The sequence below is a fragment of the Iodobacter ciconiae genome, assembly GCF_003952345.1.
Lineage (GTDB): Bacteria > Pseudomonadota > Gammaproteobacteria > Burkholderiales > Chitinibacteraceae > Iodobacter > Iodobacter ciconiae.
On the sequence record NZ_CP034433.1, the window covers coordinates 292,069 to 307,964 of the forward strand.

Consider the following 15,896-nt stretch of genomic DNA (forward strand, 5'->3'; position numbering starts at 1 on the left):
TTCCCTTCAATTCTAAGCTTTTTAGTATATTTTTGGCTGATTATTTTACGCATAGGTAAGTTGGTTTTTTTTGTAAGATATTTAAGTTGTTTAATAACTATTTCTTTCTGTTGTTGTAATTTTTATAGGTTTTTTTTATATGTTTTGTGGTTTGTGTCAGTTTTGGGTTTTAGCTATTTTTATATGCAGGCCGCAATTTTGCTTAGCAAATATTGATTGCTAGAGCGCATTATTTACATCTTATCCCTTGCTGCAGGGTCTTTATGGCCTGAATGAGCCCTTCTGTATAGAAATTTATGCTGTTTTCACTGCGCTGTGTGTATCGAAAAAATTGATTTCAATCTACTCACAGTAAAGGCGATTTTTCGGAAAATATAAGTAGCAGAGAAGACCCTGTTTTTTTTTAATTTTAATTCCTATAGATCTGGGCCTTGAATGAATGACGATTTTGTTAAGTGCCGATTACCCGATTGTTTATATTCCCACTGTATATAGGTATGGCTGCTGGCAGTTAGTGCAACTTGATTGCAATGTAGGTGTGGGCACTTTCAAAACATCAGGTAGAATTACGGATCCGGAAAATAAATCAAACACAGAGCTATGCGCATTCCTCGCTTATTTCGCTTTACCATCGTCTATTTGCTGGCGTTCATTGCCCTGGGGCTTTTGATCAGGCTGGGTTTTGCTACGGTTTTTGGTAATAAAGCTGATCCTTTGCCTGGCCATTTGCTGGCGGAGTCTTTATTACTTGGTACGCGCTTTGATTTGCGACTGGGTCTTTTAAGTCTTGCACCAGTGCTGCTGCTTGGTGGCTTTAAACTGACAACACCATTTAAAGAAGGGCTGAGCAAGCGGCTGTGGCTGGTTTGGTTTGCACTGGTGTTTGCCGTGCTGGTTTTTAGCCATATGGTCGACTTTGCCCATTATTCCTATCTGGGCGTCAAGCTTTCTGCCAGTGTGCTGAATTTTTTATACAACCTGGATGAATCAGCCGGCATGGTTTGGTCAACTTATCCTGTGGGCAAGCTAACATTGGTCTGGGCTTTATCTGTGTGTTTGCTGACATGGGGTGTGGCGGGTCTGATGCGCCGGGTTTCGCGTTTTGCGGGCTGGGAGGCGGGTAAATGGAAAACCAGTTTGCTGGCGCTGCTGTCTTTACTGGCGACTTTGCTGGGGATACACGGCAAGTTTTCGCAATACCCGCTGCGCTGGAGCGATGCCTATTACAGCACTAACAGCTTTGCCGCCGCAGTAGCGCTGAATCCTGCTTTAAATTTTTTCGACACCATGTCGTATAGCAAAGACACCTATTCGATTGACGATGTGCGGGCCGCATACCCTGCGGTTGCTGCATATTTAGGGGTGGATCATCCCGATGCTAAAACACTGAATTTTGATCGCCATATCCAGCCTAAGCCCACTGCGTTTAAGGGCCAGCCCAATGTGGTGATGGTTTACCTGGAATCGTTCTCCGGCTACAAAACCAGTCTTTATGGTAACCCGCTGGAGACCACGCCATTCTTTACCCAAATGGCCAAAGAAAGCATCTGGTTTGACCGTCTCTATACTCCACACTTTGGCACGGCACGTGGTATTTTCGCAGGCTTATCGGGCATTCCGGATGTGGATTTAAGAGACACTTCCAGCCGCAATCCGGCAGCTGTAAATCAGAATGTATTAATTAATGCCTTTAAAGGCTACGAGAAAGATTATTTTATTGGCGGCAGCACCACCTGGGCCAATGTACGCGGCGTGCTGACCAGAAATATTGATGGCTTAAAGATTCACGAAGAGGGTAGTTATAGTGCCCCGCGTAATGATGTATGGGGGATTTCGGATAAAAACCTGTTCTATGAAGCAAATAAAGTTTTCCGGGAGAAAAAATCACCATTCTTTGCCGTGATTCAAACCTCGGGCAATCATCGCCCTTATACGATTCCGGCAGAAGATACTGATTTTAAATTAAAAAATCCAAGTGTCGCTGAATTGCATGCCAATGGCTTTGCTGCGGTGGATGAATATAATTCATTTCGCTATATGGATTACTGTATAGAAAAATTCATAGAAGTTGCCAAAAAAGAGGCTTATTTCGATAATACAGTATTTGTATTTTTTGGTGATCACGGTATTCGCGCCATGGGCCACGATGTAGGCCCGAATGTGCCACGTGCGTTTCAGGATTTAAAACTCTCTTCGGTGCATACGCCCTTTATTCTTTACGCGCCTAAGCTATTAAAACCGGCCCGTTACGATAAAACCGCTTCGCAAATTGATATTTTGCCGACCATCGCTGGCCTTTTTAATTTGTCATATATAAACAAAGGCATGGGCCGTGATTTGCTTGATCCGCGCTTTGATGCTTCCCGTTTTGCCTTTACGATTTACCCTGATGAAGGCGGCGAGATTGGGATCCTGAATAAAGACTGGTATTACATTATGCAAGTGAGCAAAAAAAGTGGTGGCTTGTTTGATATGAAATCCAATACCCCTTCGGTAGATAAAGCCCGGGAGCATCCGGAGATTGCTGCCAGAATGAAGCAGCAATTAAGGGATTACTACACGGTATCGGATTACATGCTGACGCATAGCGGGGGGAAGTAATCAGTTGGAGGTTTAAGTGCCTTCGGCACGTTGATTTGGGTGCGGTAGCCACCGCGGGGCCTTCTTTTCTTGTGTGGACAAGAAACGGAGCCAAAGAAGGCCACTCCAGACGGCACGAAGGTCCCTCACTGCGGACAATCGAGGTGGCGTCAATTCAACTTGCTTCGCTCAAACACGAATTGACGACTACCCCACTTCGCTTCGGCCTGCTTCAGGGGGATTTAAGCCCCGTGCGATGAGTAATAATTGAAATTCAAATTGGTGTGCATTGAAGAATGCTTCAAACAAAAACAACTTAATTTACTCTCAGTTTTTCTCCGTGAAACTCCGTGTTCTCTGTGCCTTCCGTGGTTCAGGATTTGGGTTTTACTTTGCCGCATCAGCAGCCAATAAAAACGCCACCTCATCAAGGTGGCGTTTGTGTGTGCGGGCGTGAATTACGCCGCTTCAATCAATAATTCGATTTCTACATTTTCATCAGAATACTGAATCTGGGCGAGGAGTACGGCATCGACCATATTGGCGAAGTTTCTTAATACGATGGAGCGGGCCAGCGCCGGGCCCATGCAGCGGCGAAATTCGGGCACGTAGGCCAGGGCACCGACATTATCGTCCAGCAGGGCCTGCTCGTTACTTTTGATGATATTTTTGATCTCTTTGCGAATATCTTTCACCTCTTTAAACAACTCGCTGGATACTTCACACAGCGCAGCAAATTGCAAGGTGATGCTGGCTGTTTTACTGCCGCTAAAGGCCCGTGCCAGTGTTTTAGATATTTTGCTTAATTCCTGGACATCATGGGCGCTGATTGTTAGCCACTGTGGATAGCGCTCTTTGATGCTGACAATCGCCTGGCGGATACCATCGTTCTGACGCAGGCTCTCCGGTAGCTGGCTGCATGCCTGGGCGATCAGGGTGTAGGTCTGTATTTGACTCATATTGTGACTCCTCTTCATTATTTTAGGTGGTATAGGTTAAATTATTTAGTTGCTTGATTTTATTTCGCGACATTTTATTTGCAGTGCTGCACCTGTGTAGGTTGTAATACTTATATCTATCTTATTCTAATGATAAGTATCAACGGATAGAAATGAATAATTCAAACATGTGCGCTCTGTTTGAAGAGATTTGCAAAAAATCAGCCTATCGTACTTTTTTTAGTACTTTTATAGATCGGGTGTAGACTCGCTTAAACTTTTATACTATTATGCGTGCCTCTCTGCTTCTGACGAAGCATGTATTTGAATGCCGACATGGTGAAATTGGTAGACACGCTATCTTGAGGGGGTAGTGACTTAGGTCGTGAGAGTTCGAGTCTCTCTGTCGGCACCATTTTAGAGAGTAGAATATTAAAAACGCCGGATTCTTTTTGTAAGAATCCGGCGTTTTTGCATTTGCGCGGCAGCTGATAAGATAGAGGCTTGATCCCACATGAGTCTGAGATATGAGCCAATTCTGGAGCCCGCTTGTCAAAACGCTTACTCCCTATGTGCCGGGGGAGCAGCCTAAGCTGACAAATCTCATTAAACTCAATACCAATGAAAATCCCTACGGCCCGTCGCCTAAAGTCTTGCAAGCTATGCAGGGCGAGCTGGCCGACACGCTAAGGCTGTATCCGGACCCGAACGGGGATCATTTAAAAGCGGCCATCGCGGCTTATCATGGAGTGGATAAATCGCAGGTATTTCTGGGTAATGGCTCGGATGAGGTGCTCGCCCATGCTTTTGCCGCGCTGCTTAAGCATGATGCACCGCTGTTGTTTCCCGATATCAGCTACAGTTTTTACCCGGTCTATTGTGGCCTGTATGGTATTGATTACCGTCTTGTGCCGCTGACTGCCGATTTTGCGATCAATATCGACGATTATGATCAGCCCTGTGGCGCAATTATTTTTCCTAATCCCAATGCACCCACTGCTAAATTGCTCTCTGTAGAGGTCGTAGAAGCGTTGTTGCAGCGCCATCCGCAACAGGTAGTTGTGGTGGATGAGGCTTATATCGATTTTGGCGGAGTCAGTGCTATTTCTCTGGTGAATCGCTACCCGAATCTATTAGTGGTGCAAACGCTGTCTAAATCACGCTCTTTAGCAGGCTTACGCGTGGGTTTTGCCATTGGTCATGCAGATTTAATAGAAGCGCTGGAGCGGGTTAAAAATAGTTTTAATTCTTATCCGCTGGATAAGGCCGCACTGGCGGGGGCGGCGGCTTCTTTTGCGGATGAAGCCTATTTTCAGCAGACTTGCCAGTCCATTATTGCAACGCGTGATCATTTAAGCTTTGCCATGACCCAGATGGGCTTTGAAGTATTGCCCTCGGCTGCAAATTTTATTTTTGCCCGTCACCCGGATTACGATGCGGCTCAGCTGGCTGCAGCTTTGCGTGAACGCTCAATTATTGTGCGGCATTTTAAGCAGCATCGTATTGATCAGTTTTTACGTATCAGCATAGGTACGGATAAAGAAAGCAACTCCCTGATAGAGGCCTTACAGGCGCTACTATCTTCCTAAAGGCCGTTAATAAGTTTGCTCAAGATTGTTTGGGCAAGCTTGGTCGTTTAAATCTATAAATTGAGTGTTCTGCCTTTCTTCGGTGATGCTTAAAATGATCGAACTTCCTGCTGGTGGCTCTGCTGCACGTAATCCGGATTTGGATTGGAGTCAGGTACGTGAAACAATGCTGATGCTGGGTATTGCTGTGGCACAAGTAAAGCATGCTGTGGCGGAAAGTAATGCATCGCTTAATGCATTGGCGTTTTCTTTTGCAGACACTCATGACCGGATTGAATCTTTACGTAATGATTTATTAGCGCAAGCCTCATCCCTGCCGGCAGAGCTTGATTTAGACAGTAAAATTGCAGAAATTGGCCAGCGTAATATGCAGGCAGTGATTGCATTTCAGTTTTATGATCGTTTATCACAGCGCCTGGATCATGTGTGCGGCACAATTAGCGGGCTGGCCGAGCTGGTTTCGGATCGAAATCGTCTTTATGTACCATCAGAATGGATGGAGCTACAAGACCGTATCCGCTCGCAATACTCGATGGAGCAAGAGAAAAAGCTATTTGATGATATCTTGAATGGCATGGATATTCGACAAGCATTGTCTTTGGCTGCAAGCATGGTGCCCGTGGTCAGTGATGAAAGTGCAGGGCCGGAATCAGGGGATATCGAATTGTTTTAAAGACATGGTTTAAAATAAAAAATGGCCGCTTAAAAGAGCGGCCATTTTTTAAAGGGTAAAGATTTGTATCAATTGCAAAATAAGTGTGGAATCGATTCAAACGCATTGCGTATATTTACAGTATTTACTTCTTTTTTGCTTCATTGATTTGCGCGCTGGCCTGTGCAGCCGCATTGCCGAAAGTAGTAGCGGGCGTAGTTACCACTTTATCTTTCTTTGGTTTTTTAGTTTCGCGATTACTGCGTGCCTGACCCTTAGCCATGATATTAATTCCTGCTGTTATGCCATTTGGCACCGCCAGCCTACGCGATATTGGGGGGTAAGGGTGAAAGTATTGCTGGAGTGTGATTAATGATTGCTTGGCAGGCTAGGGATTTTACCGCTTGTGCACTAACCAGAATCAAAAAAATGCTTTTCAGTGCCTTCGGCACGTTGATTTAGGTGCGGGCGTCCCGCTGGACCTTCCTTTCTTGCTTCGCTCAAACACGAATTGACGGCTTCCCCACCTCGCTTGTTCCTCGCTCGGCGTGTTTTCAGGGGGGGCAAAGCCCTGTACTGAGAGCGTTGTTATTGTGCGCAGGGCCTGCTTCATCCCCCAGCGCATTACACAGCATGTTTGAACGTTTCCATATGGCGTAGCCAAGTAAACACAGCTTGGCTACGCCATTCTTACTTTAAGCAGCTACCGATATCATCAGGCTGTTTAAGCGCTTCACAAAGGTTGCTGGGTCATCCAGCTGTGCGCCTTCTGCCAGCTGAGCCTGATCGAACAAGAGTTCGGTCCAGTCGCCAAAGCGTTCGCCTTCCAGCTCGGCTTTCAGCTTTTTCACCAGCATATGTTCCGGGTTGATTTCCAGAATCGGCTTGCTGCCTTTTACATCCTGGCCGGCAGATTTCAACAGGCGCTCTAAGTTTGCGCTCATATCCTGATTTTCTACCACGATGCAAGCCGGGCTGTCGGTCAGGCGGTTGGTGACGCGAACGTCTTTTACTTTGTCGCCCAGTACCGCTTTTACTTTATCCAGCACGTCTTTTAGCTCGCTGGCGGCCGCTTCCTGCTGCTGTTTCTCTTCTTCGTTTTCGAAGTTGGACAGATCCAGCTCACCTTTAGTGACAGATTGCAGCTTTTTACCATCAAATTCGGTTAAGCCAGAGATCATCCACTCGTCAACGCGCTCGCTCATCAGCAGCACTTCGATGCCTTTCTTGCGGAAGACTTCAAGGTGCGGGCTATTTTTAGCGGCAGCAAAGCTGTCGGCAGTAATAAAGTAGATCTTGTCCTGGCCTTCTTTCATGCGGCCTACATAGGCGGCAAGGCTGACATTTTGATCTGTGGAATCAGTATGTGACGAGGCAAAGCGCAGCAGGCCTGCGATGCGGTCTTTATTGGCAAAGTCTTCGGCAACACCTTCTTTCATGACGCGGCCAAATTGCTCCCAGAAAGTCGCATACTTGGCTTGCTCTGCAGCATCATCAGAATTAGCCATGGATTCGAGTAAACCCAGTACCTTCTTCACGCAACCTTGCTTAATCTGCTCAATGTCTTTGCTGTGTTGCAAAATTTCACGGCTCACATTGAGTGGCAAATTGCTGCTGTCGATCAGGCCGCGCACAAAGCGCAGATATTGTGGCAGCAGCTTTTCTGCGTCTTCCATGATAAATACGCGGCGCACATAGAGCTTGATGCCATGGCGGCGTTCACGGTCGTGCATATCAAACGGAGCACGTTTGGGGATGTACAGCAGTTCAGTGTATTCCTGCTTGCCTTCTACGCGGGCATGGCTCCATGCCAGTGGCGCTTCAAAATCGTGCGACACATGTTTATAGAATTCGGTGTATTGCTCGTCGCTGATTTCAGATTTTGGACGCGCCCACAGTGCAGAAGCCTGGTTAACTGCTTCAACACCTTCAGCCGGGGTGACATTGCCTTCATCATCGTAGCCGGCTGTTTTCGGCATAAAGATCGGCAGGGTGATGTGGTCGGAATATTTACGGATAATTGAGCGCAGGCTCCAATCCGACAGATATTCGTCTTCGCCTTCTTTCAGATGCAGCACGATCTCGGTACCACGGCCTTCTTTGGCTACTTCTTCTAGCGTAAATTCGCCATCGCCTGCGGATTCCCATTGAGTAGCAGTGGTTTCACCGGCGCGGCGTGATGTAAGGGTAACTTTATCTGCCACGATAAAGGCAGAGTAAAAACCTACACCAAACTGACCAATCAGATTAGCGTCTTTCTGGGCATCGCCAGAGAGCTTGCCAAAAAACTCTTTAGTACCAGAGCGGGCAATCGTACCGATATTTTTCACGACTTCGTCACGGCTCATACCGATACCGTTGTCGCTTAACGTCAGCGTACGTGCTTCTTTATCAAAGGAAAGGCTGATCTTTAACTCGCTGTCATCCCCGTACAAGCTTGCATCATTCAGTGCCTCAAAGCGCAGCTTGTCGCAAGCGTCAGATGCATTAGAGATCAGCTCGCGCAGGAAAATCTCTTTATTAGAGTAAAGAGAGTGGATCATCAGCTGTAATAGCTGTTTAACTTCGGTCTGAAAGCCCAGTGTTTCTTTTGCCATGAAGTGCTCTGCTTAATAAGTTGAACAAGGATGTTTTGATAAATGGGGCCGGCAGGCTACTGTTCAAGCCCGAAGGACACTAAATTTAAACATCCTGCCCTGATTAACAGGACGGATTGATAACTTTAGGCAAATTAAATTAAACCGTCATTTGGCGATAAGATGCTGGTACCCTGTGGCAAGCTTTGTCTTAAATTACGTCTGGCCAAAATCTTGGTCTGGGCTTCTGCCGGAAGATCGGTTAGTAAAAGCAAGTTTTTACGGATAAGTGCGTCGATGACGTCTTCAATGACCCGAATTAAATCACTGTCTAAAGAATGAAATAATTCGGTATTGGCGGGGATTCCCATAAAGCTCACCAGCTCTGGTGCATTTAGTGGGACAAATTCGCTGGCAGTGACATTGGCATCGCGAAAAATAGCGCTAATCTGGCCTTCTGAGTCGCGTGAAATGTAGGGCATTGCGGATCCTTAATAATGATGAGCTGCGTATTTAGTTTAAGCGGGCTGGGAAAAAAGTACATATGAGCATTTATACACTTGAGATTTTAAAGGCTGATGCCGTAAAAAAGCGAAAGAACTCACCTCCTTTACTTATGATTCATGGTGCTTACGCAGGCTCCTGGTGCTGGGAGAGTTATTTTCTGCCTTATTTTACAGAATCGGGCTGGGATGTCATTGCACCTAGCTTACGTGGCCATGCTGGCAGTATGGGTAGAGAGAGGCTGGATCATTTTGGGATTGATGACTACGTCAAAGATGTTCTGATGATAATTGCGGATATGCCGGAGCCTCCCGTGCTGGTAGGGCACTCAATGGGGGGGCTGGTTGCCCAGCGGGTGGCCAGGCAGGCGAGGCTAGCGGGGATGGTGTTATTGGCGAGCGTTGCTCCCCATGGGGTTGCGGTGTCTTTTGCGCATTTAATGGCTTCCCAGCCCGGTTTATTGTGGAATCTGGGGCAGTTTCAATGGCATGGTGCGGCAGCTGCCGGTAATCCAAGCTTTGTGCGCGAGCTATTGTTTTCATCTAAAACAGAGCGGGCGATGGTTGATTACTTTGCGGCACGTGCCCAGCCCGAATCAATACTGGCCTTAACAGAAATGGCGATCCCTCATCCCTTTGCCGGTTTAAACTGCCCTCAATTACCCTGCCTGGTATTGGGTGCGGGGGCAGATCAGCTGATTCCTGCCAGCGATGTTCATGCTTGCGCCAGTGCCTGGCATTCCAGAGCGATCATGATTGAAGACTGTGGACATGCCATGATGGCGGATTTCTATAAAACGCAAGTGGCTAAAGAAATGCTGCAGTGGCTAGAGCAGACTTATCCGCAAGATTAAATTTATATTTTAAATAAATAGCTAAATAGTTTGATTTTGCAAAACCTAAATCTTGAACTACTTCGATCCCAGAGGGCACGGAGTTTCACAGAGAAAAACAGTTTAGGAATTAAGAATCATTGCAAGTTGGGTGAAGTCCGACAGATTTATTTCTTAAAACTATCCCGTAAATATGGTTTTTTTCTTTGTGTGCTCGGTGTTCATAGCGATTTTGGTGTCTACAGAGTTCTTAGATGTAATTTCTACCTGGCCAGACGTCATGGAGTTTTAAAATGGGCGAGAAAATAAAGAAAAGTGATACAGAGTGGCGTGAGCAGCTCAGTGCCGAAGCATATCGCGTAGCCAGAGAAGGTGGTACAGAGCGGGCGTTTTCGGGTGAGCATTATCGCCAGACAGGCAGTGGTAAGTATCATTGTATTTGTTGTGGCACGATGCTGTTTGAATCAGAACGTAAATTTGATGCAGGCTGCGGCTGGCCCAGTTTTTGGGCCGAGGCGGCAGGAGCAAATATTCAGCGGATCCGGGATGGCAGCCACGGCATGATCCGGGTGGAAGTGCGTTGCAGTCATTGTGATGCACATCTGGGCCATGTTTTTCCGGATGGCCCTATGCCAACCGGCGAGCGTTATTGTATTAACTCGGTGTCGATCGAATTTAAACCACATGGTAGTGATTAATTGGCTTGTTATTTTTACCCTAATTGCCGGTACAGCCTGAATCCTCTTCAAGCAGTAGAATTCCCTCGCTTATTTTAAAGGGGTGCATATGCAGACTCAGCTGGTTCAGATGCTGGCGATTAAACCGCAGCAGGGTATCCCGTGGAGACGGGTGTTGCGGGTAATGATTGCGGTTGGCTTGCCCCTGGCCATTGCGCTGCTGCGGGGGGAGTTTTTGCCGGCAGTGTATGGGGCTGTAGCCGGGTTTTACACTATGTTTGTTGATAATGGCGGCCATACTTCGGAGCGGATTACCGTCATGGTCTATATGACGGTGGGTATGTTGCTGGCAGGGATTGCCGGGGTCGCCGGGCATTATGTGCAGGGTGCGCCGCTGGCTTTTTTACTGGCCTTTGCTATTTTTACCGGCTGGTTGCAAGGCGCGGGTAACTCTGTAGAAATGATGAGCAAGTACTGGCTGATTGCTTTTCTATTTGGTGATAGTGCGCCCTTGCTTTCTCCTTTGGGCGGTACGTATCTATTACTGGGGGGGCTTCAGGTATTTTTGCTGTGCTGCTGGACCGGTACCTGTTTCGTGCGCCTGAACCTAAAAACGGCCCGATGCTCTTTGAGGCAATGAGTCGTTTGCTGCGGCGCAATCATAACAATTCTATTTTTGCTTTTTATTTTGCCGCCAAAGTGGTACTGGCCTACCTGATAGGCTATGGGCTTGGGCTTGAGCGTGCTTACTGGGTGCCGCTAACTGTGGTGCTGGTGACGGTTTATGATAATAAGCTGACTATTGATCGCATGGTGCAGCGCTTGATTGGCTCGGTGATTGGGGCTTTATTAGGCTGGGCTGTTTTATATTTCTTTCAGGCTGAATGGCAATTAGCTGTGATGGTGGTGGTATTGGCAGCGATTACGCCGATGTTTTTAGAGCGTAATTACTGGCTGGCAGTGATTCCGATTACCGCGCTGGTGATGGTCTTGTTAGATTTTGGCGGTGAGCACCATACCTTGGTGCGAGCGAGGGTAGAAAACACCATTATCGGCTGTGTTCTATCCGGCATGGGTACGCTGTTGTTTATCCGCTTTAAGCCCGATTACTTTGATAGAAAACGTAAGAAACAGCTTAAAGCAGATTAATTAGAGGAGTTTTAAATCGTTGCCAGACAGACAAAAAACGCCCCAGAAAAATTCTTGGGGCATTTTTTTTATGGCGCGAAGCTTAGAGGCCAAGCTTACCGTGTAACTCTTCTGCTTTGCTGCATGAGCCTGCCAGAATAATCCCGATCAGTGCAAATACATACACGATTACGGAAGAATTCAGCGCCCAGTGCAGGCCGTAGTTGGAGAAGATATACGCTGAAACAGAAGCAAAAATCAAAGTACCTACCGAGCCGCAAGTCAGGATGGTGGAGATCAGGCTTGGAGGAGACACTTTAACCTGCAAGCTGCCGTAGCTGATCAGGCCAGAGTAAATGCCCGAGTTAAAAAAGCCAAAGCTAACCAGTGCAATGCCGATAGTCGTTGCTTGCGGCACATTGGCGATGGTCGCGATGCTGGCTGTACCGATGATGGCAGATGCGATCAGGAAGGTACGCAGTTGTACGTAGCGTACGGTGTAATGGTTCAGCCACAGGCCAGTGGCCTTGGAGCCCCAGTAAAGCGTTACATAAAGTGCTGCGGTATCTACAGGCAGTTTTACGGCATCTTGCAGATAAGTTGGCAGCCACATGGTGAATACCAGCTCGGCATAAATAAATGCAAAAGCTGCAAAACACACGTAGTAAATGGCTTTGCCCCAAGGCTCTTTGATGGCCGCACCATCTTCGGCTTTCATACTACGCTCTACGCTTGGGAATTTCGCCTTAGCGATCAACACAATCAGGAGTAGAGAAATTGCCGACATCAGGAAATACATTACCAGCCAGCTGGCGTTGTGCTTAAACAGGTAGCCCAGAATCACCGGCAATACCACACCTGCAAAGCTGAAGAAAAAGTCGGTAAAAATCAGGCTGGACGAGCGATCTTTAGGGTCCGGATTAATCCGCACCACCAGATAGCTACCCACGGCCATAGTGATACCGGCTGCGGCACCGATCATCAGTACGGTAAAGCCAAACAGCGTGATCGACGGTACAACGGTAAGCACGACAGTCAGCGCGATGGTGACAGCAGAAGCAATTGCCAGCAGTGATTTGATGCTGTATTTCTGCATCAGCACACCACCGATCAAAATGGGCACAAAGAGGCCAAAGTTTAGCAGGGTAAACATCTGGCCGATAAAGCCGGGGTCTTTATTAAATGCCGCAGACACCGGCCCAAGCACGAGGCCCAGGGTGGTAATTAAAGCACCGGTAAAGAAATAACATACATAAGCGATCAGGTTCATCCTGAGCTTGGAGTCTTTTTGGATATCCATGATTACAGAGCCACCACAATGTTTTTAACCCACTTAGAAAACTTCTCGGACACGCTGTTGGCCACATCGACTACGGCTGCATGATTATGATGGGTTTTAGCGAGGCCCGTCGCCATATTGGTAATGCAGGAAATACCCAGCACTTCCATGCCAAAGTAATTTGCCATGATTACTTCGTAAACGGTCGACATACCGACTGAGTCTGCGCCGTAGGACTGAACCATTTTAATTTCAGCGCGTGTTTCGTAAGTGGGGCCGGTCATCTTCACATACGTGCCTTTCTTGGGCGTAACACCCGATTCAGCAGCCAGAGATTCAGCCAGCGCAATCAGGCGTGGTGAGTAGGGGGCAGTCTGGTCCAGAAAACGCGGGCCTGCAGCATCATCGTTTTTGCCGATCAGCGGATGATTACCGGTTAGGTTGATATGATCATCAATAATCATGATGTCACCTGCGGTAAAGCTTGGGTTGCAGCCACCTGCTGCATTGCTGACGATCAGCTGCTTAATGCCCAGCTCTTTAAATACAGCAATCGGGAAAGTCACTTCCTGTGGGGTGTAGCCTTCGTAGTAATGAAAGCGGCCTTCCATAATCAGGACATTCTTGCCATCTGCCACTTCGGCAATGGTCAGTTTGCCCTTATGGCCCGCTACGGAAGATTGTGGAAAATGCGGAATATCACCGTAAGAAATACTTTCTAGCACTTTAATAATTTTAGTGAAGTCGCCTAAACCGGAGCCCAGAATAACGGCTGTTTGCGGGATGGCATGGCTGAAAGCTTTTTGCAGATGAGCGGCAGAAAGCTTGGCTTCTTCATGACGAACGTTATTCATGGTTGAAATCCTGTTGAAGTATTTTGGGTTATTTGGTGTGTTTTAAAAATGGCTGGTTTACTTAAGCTCTTCAATCGCATATTTGTAATCGATTGATTTAAAGTCTGAGTTGTTTTAAATCAAGTCTGTCTGATTCAGATTATACGGGTTTTTGTTTATTAAATGAATAGAGAGATAAGGGAGTTTATTTTTTAAAAGGGGCGATTCTCTATTAAGCACTTGCTTACAGGCATAGGGTGAAGTAATTACGCTGTGAAGTAATTAAAAAAATAAATTATTAAATGCAATAAATTACCTTTTGCGTGCATTTGGTAAACGTAGGCTTGTTTTTCACCTCTGCCGAGAGTTAGTAATGGTTCTTAATCCGAGCAGCCTCATTTTATTGCTTTAGAGATTGATCAATCACTGATCAGGTCCGCCGAGATAGTCTTTAATCTGTTAATTAGAACAACAAAAAAGTAATTACTTACTACTTAATTAAATCGCTAGTATTTTACATACCTTATGTAATCAATCACGTACTTGCCATTTATAGATTAAATGTAAGGTTTGTCTTAATAGATAAACACATACAAACATTTATTCATCTGGTTTTTATGAGGCTTGAGTGAGTGCCTGGTGAAGTATTAGGAAAAGAATGCAGTCTCTGCGTCAGATCCCGGGTAAATATTCGGGGGTGACGATTTAATCCGCTCTTTTTTGTGTTTTTAGCTCTGGCTTGGCAAAACCAGTAAAATGGGGGAGCAGGAGCGGCGCAAGCTGGCCTCTCCTGCAAAACTTAAGCTGGCTTGCGCCAAGGAGGTGTTTGCCTGTATTACAGAATCATTACCGCTACCCAGCCAAAAGCGAGTACAGGCAGATTAAAGTGCAGGAAAGTTGGCACTACAGTGTCCCACATATGGTCATGCTGGCCGTCGATATTTAAGCCTGCTGTTGGCCCCAGTGTGGAATCGGCAGCGGGCGAGCCTGCATCCCCCAGTGCCCCGGCGGTACCAATCAGGCAGACAATGGCTTCAGCGCTTAAATTCAACTGCATGGCCAGCGGTACATAGATGGTGGCGAGAATAGGTACGGTAGAGAAAGAAGAACCGATTCCCAGTGTAACCACCAGGCCAACCAGCAGCATTAAAAATACCGCCAGTGCTTTGTTGCCGCCAATATATTGCATGGAGTGCTCAACCAGGCTGGTGACGTCCCCCGTGGCTTTAAGTACTTCGGCAAAGCCAGAAGCAGCAATCATAATCAGGCCAATACCCGCCATCATCTTCATGCCTTCAGCAAAAATACTATCGGCTTTATTAAGTGGTACTGCACCACCGAGCACACAGATTATAAAGCCGACCAGTGCACCAAACAGCATGGAATCAGCATAAAGCTGGGTGATGAAAGTGCCTATCATTGCGAGGGCCGCTACGCAAAGGCTGCGGGGGCTGTAGTGCACATCTTCACGCTCTACCGCAGCAATGGCACCGATATTGTACTGGCGGGGTTTACGGTAGCTGATAAATACGGCGATCAGTAAGCCTGTCAACATGCCTAGTGCGGGCAGTGCCATCGCGTGCATTACATCTACATGACTGGCATCCAGGCCCGATTTTACAATATTGCCGAGCAAAATCTGCTGCAGAAAAATCTCGCCAAAACCAACAGGGAAAACCATATAGGGGGTGACCAGACCAAATGTCAGAATACAGGCGAGCAAACGACGATCAACCTTCAGCTTGGCCAGGCTATAGAGTAGTGGCGGAACTACCAGTGGGATAAAGGCAATATGAATAGGCAGAATATTTTGTGAGGCAATGGCAAGGCAAAGGAGGGCCAGAATGATCCCCCATTTTATTTTGGTCCCGGTACTGCTTTGCTGCGCCAGCCTGGCCAGGCCATCGGCCATGGCGTGGGGCAGGCCTGAGCCAGCCAGTGCCAGTGCAAATGCACCCAGAAGAGCATAAGACAAAGCAATACCTGCTCCGCCTCCCAGCCCGGAATTAAAAGCAGCAAGCGTTTGTGCAATATTTAGCCCGCCAAACAGACCGCCTGCCATGGCGCTGATTAAAATGCTGATCACCACATTAACACGGCTAAGAGAGAGTGCCAGCATCAGCGTGACGGCAATTAAGACGGCATTCATAAGTGGATTCGGTGGGGAAAAAAAACGGACTTTAACCCGCGATGGGATTTTTTGCTTAGAGAAATAATGAACTTTTCATAAAACGGTTTTATTCCCGATTCTGTATTTATCTGTGTAATAAATGATTTTCTGATGCTAGCATCACGCGCCCGCCGCTTA

Annotated in this window: 14 protein-coding genes and 1 tRNA gene; 8 read left to right on the top strand and 7 right to left on the bottom strand. The window is 47.0% G+C overall.

Going from position 1 to position 15,896, the window contains the following annotated elements:
• Nucleotides 1-600: 600 nt before the first annotated feature.
• Complete coding sequence (locus EJO50_RS01245) at nt 601-2,601, top strand: LTA synthase family protein (protein WP_125971205.1); 2,001 nt, start codon at nt 601-603, stop codon at nt 2,599-2,601.
• 437 nt (nt 2,602-3,038) lie between these two features.
• Here the strand turns inward: EJO50_RS01245 and EJO50_RS01250 are convergent, their stop codons facing one another.
• Nucleotides 3,039-3,539 (bottom strand): hypothetical protein, encoded by a 501-nt coding sequence (locus EJO50_RS01250; RefSeq protein ID WP_125971206.1) that lies wholly within the window; start codon nt 3,537-3,539, stop codon nt 3,039-3,041.
• Nucleotides 3,540-3,848: 309 nt separating this feature from the next.
• Here EJO50_RS01250 and EJO50_RS01255 point away from each other — a divergent pair.
• The 3 genes from EJO50_RS01255 (at nt 3,849) to EJO50_RS01265 (ending at nt 5,780) form a co-directional block, all read left to right on the top strand.
• Nucleotides 3,849-3,933 (top strand) — tRNA-Leu (locus EJO50_RS01255).
• A 112-nt stretch (nt 3,934-4,045) separates the two neighbouring features.
• A complete protein-coding gene (gene hisC / locus EJO50_RS01260) occupies nt 4,046-5,107 on the top strand; it encodes a histidinol-phosphate transaminase (protein WP_125971207.1) in 1,062 nt (353 codons plus the stop codon).
• 94 nt (nt 5,108-5,201) lie between these two features.
• Entirely contained in the window at nt 5,202-5,780 is a 579-nt protein-coding gene (locus EJO50_RS01265; protein ID WP_125971208.1) for a hypothetical protein, read from the top strand.
• A 124-nt stretch (nt 5,781-5,904) separates the two neighbouring features.
• On the opposite strand, the gene EJO50_RS17080 is transcribed toward EJO50_RS01265, so the two are convergent.
• From EJO50_RS17080 to EJO50_RS01275, 3 genes are all read right to left on the bottom strand, one after another.
• Nucleotides 5,905-6,042: a hypothetical protein gene (locus EJO50_RS17080; protein ID WP_164521396.1), complete on the bottom strand. Its 138-nt coding sequence runs from the start codon at nt 6,040-6,042 to the stop codon at nt 5,905-5,907.
• Between the two features lie 412 nt (nt 6,043-6,454).
• Nucleotides 6,455-8,356 (bottom strand): molecular chaperone HtpG, encoded by a 1,902-nt coding sequence (gene htpG, locus EJO50_RS01270; RefSeq protein ID WP_125971209.1) that lies wholly within the window; start codon nt 8,354-8,356, stop codon nt 6,455-6,457.
• Nucleotides 8,357-8,490: 134 nt separating this feature from the next.
• Nucleotides 8,491-8,817 (bottom strand): hypothetical protein, encoded by a 327-nt coding sequence (locus tag EJO50_RS01275; protein ID WP_125971210.1) that lies wholly within the window; start codon nt 8,815-8,817, stop codon nt 8,491-8,493.
• 62 nt (nt 8,818-8,879) lie between these two features.
• Here EJO50_RS01275 and EJO50_RS01280 point away from each other — a divergent pair, with 62 nt between their 5' ends.
• From EJO50_RS01280 to EJO50_RS01295, 4 genes are all read left to right on the top strand, one after another.
• Nucleotides 8,880-9,692 (top strand): alpha/beta hydrolase, encoded by an 813-nt coding sequence (locus tag EJO50_RS01280; protein WP_125971211.1) that lies wholly within the window; start codon nt 8,880-8,882, stop codon nt 9,690-9,692.
• Nucleotides 9,693-9,964: 272 nt separating this feature from the next.
• Nucleotides 9,965-10,369 carry a peptide-methionine (R)-S-oxide reductase MsrB gene (gene msrB, locus EJO50_RS01285; RefSeq protein ID WP_125971212.1) on the top strand — a complete coding sequence of 135 codons (405 nt, stop codon included), beginning with the start codon at nt 9,965-9,967 and terminating at the stop codon, nt 10,367-10,369.
• Between the two features lie 88 nt (nt 10,370-10,457).
• Nucleotides 10,458-10,988 carry a hypothetical protein gene (locus EJO50_RS01290; RefSeq protein WP_125971213.1) on the top strand — a complete coding sequence of 177 codons (531 nt, stop codon included), beginning with the start codon at nt 10,458-10,460 and terminating at the stop codon, nt 10,986-10,988.
• On the top strand, nt 10,985-11,497 hold the full coding sequence (locus tag EJO50_RS01295) for an FUSC family protein (RefSeq protein ID WP_164521397.1): 513 nt from the start codon (nt 10,985-10,987) through the stop codon (nt 11,495-11,497). Before EJO50_RS01290 ends, EJO50_RS01295 begins: the two co-directional genes overlap by 4 nt.
• Nucleotides 11,498-11,579: 82 nt before the next feature.
• Here the strand turns inward: EJO50_RS01295 and tsgA are convergent, their stop codons facing one another.
• The 3 genes from tsgA to EJO50_RS01310 all read right to left on the bottom strand — a co-directional run bounded on the left by tsgA (nt 11,580) and on the right by EJO50_RS01310 (nt 15,737).
• Entirely contained in the window at nt 11,580-12,776 is a 1,197-nt protein-coding gene (gene tsgA / locus EJO50_RS01300) for an MFS transporter TsgA (protein ID WP_125971215.1), read from the bottom strand.
• A 2-nt stretch (nt 12,777-12,778) separates the two neighbouring features.
• Entirely contained in the window at nt 12,779-13,609 is an 831-nt protein-coding gene (locus EJO50_RS01305) for a purine-nucleoside phosphorylase (protein WP_125971216.1), read from the bottom strand.
• Between the two features lie 814 nt (nt 13,610-14,423).
• Nucleotides 14,424-15,737, bottom strand: coding sequence for a Na+/H+ antiporter family protein (locus EJO50_RS01310; RefSeq protein WP_125971217.1), 1,314 nt, complete (start codon nt 15,735-15,737; stop codon nt 14,424-14,426).
• Nucleotides 15,738-15,896: the final 159 nt, after the last annotated feature.

Excerpts from the sequence above, each read along its gene's own strand:
- EJO50_RS01305 (WP_125971216.1), bottom strand. The coding sequence starts at position 13,609 with ATGAATAACGTTCGTCATGAAGAAGCCAAGCTTTCTGCCGCTCATCTG.
- EJO50_RS17080 (WP_164521396.1), bottom strand. The coding sequence starts at position 6,042 with ATGGCTAAGGGTCAGGCACGCAGTAATCGCGAAACTAAAAAACCAAAG.
- EJO50_RS01295 (WP_164521397.1), top strand. The coding sequence starts at position 10,985 with ATGAGTCGTTTGCTGCGGCGCAATCATAACAATTCTATTTTTGCTTTT.
- EJO50_RS01265 (WP_125971208.1), top strand. The coding sequence starts at position 5,202 with ATGATCGAACTTCCTGCTGGTGGCTCTGCTGCACGTAATCCGGATTTG.
- hisC (WP_125971207.1), top strand. The coding sequence starts at position 4,046 with ATGAGCCAATTCTGGAGCCCGCTTGTCAAAACGCTTACTCCCTATGTG.
- htpG (WP_125971209.1), bottom strand. The coding sequence starts at position 8,356 with ATGGCAAAAGAAACACTGGGCTTTCAGACCGAAGTTAAACAGCTATTA.
- EJO50_RS01290 (WP_125971213.1), top strand. The coding sequence starts at position 10,458 with ATGCAGACTCAGCTGGTTCAGATGCTGGCGATTAAACCGCAGCAGGGT.
- EJO50_RS01310 (WP_125971217.1), bottom strand. The coding sequence starts at position 15,737 with ATGAATGCCGTCTTAATTGCCGTCACGCTGATGCTGGCACTCTCTCTT.
- msrB (WP_125971212.1), top strand. The coding sequence starts at position 9,965 with ATGGGCGAGAAAATAAAGAAAAGTGATACAGAGTGGCGTGAGCAGCTC.
- tsgA (WP_125971215.1), bottom strand. The coding sequence starts at position 12,776 with ATGGATATCCAAAAAGACTCCAAGCTCAGGATGAACCTGATCGCTTAT.
- EJO50_RS01245 (WP_125971205.1), top strand. The coding sequence starts at position 601 with ATGCGCATTCCTCGCTTATTTCGCTTTACCATCGTCTATTTGCTGGCG.
- EJO50_RS01280 (WP_125971211.1), top strand. The coding sequence starts at position 8,880 with ATGAGCATTTATACACTTGAGATTTTAAAGGCTGATGCCGTAAAAAAG.
- EJO50_RS01250 (WP_125971206.1), bottom strand. The coding sequence starts at position 3,539 with ATGAGTCAAATACAGACCTACACCCTGATCGCCCAGGCATGCAGCCAG.
- EJO50_RS01275 (WP_125971210.1), bottom strand. The coding sequence starts at position 8,817 with ATGCCCTACATTTCACGCGACTCAGAAGGCCAGATTAGCGCTATTTTT.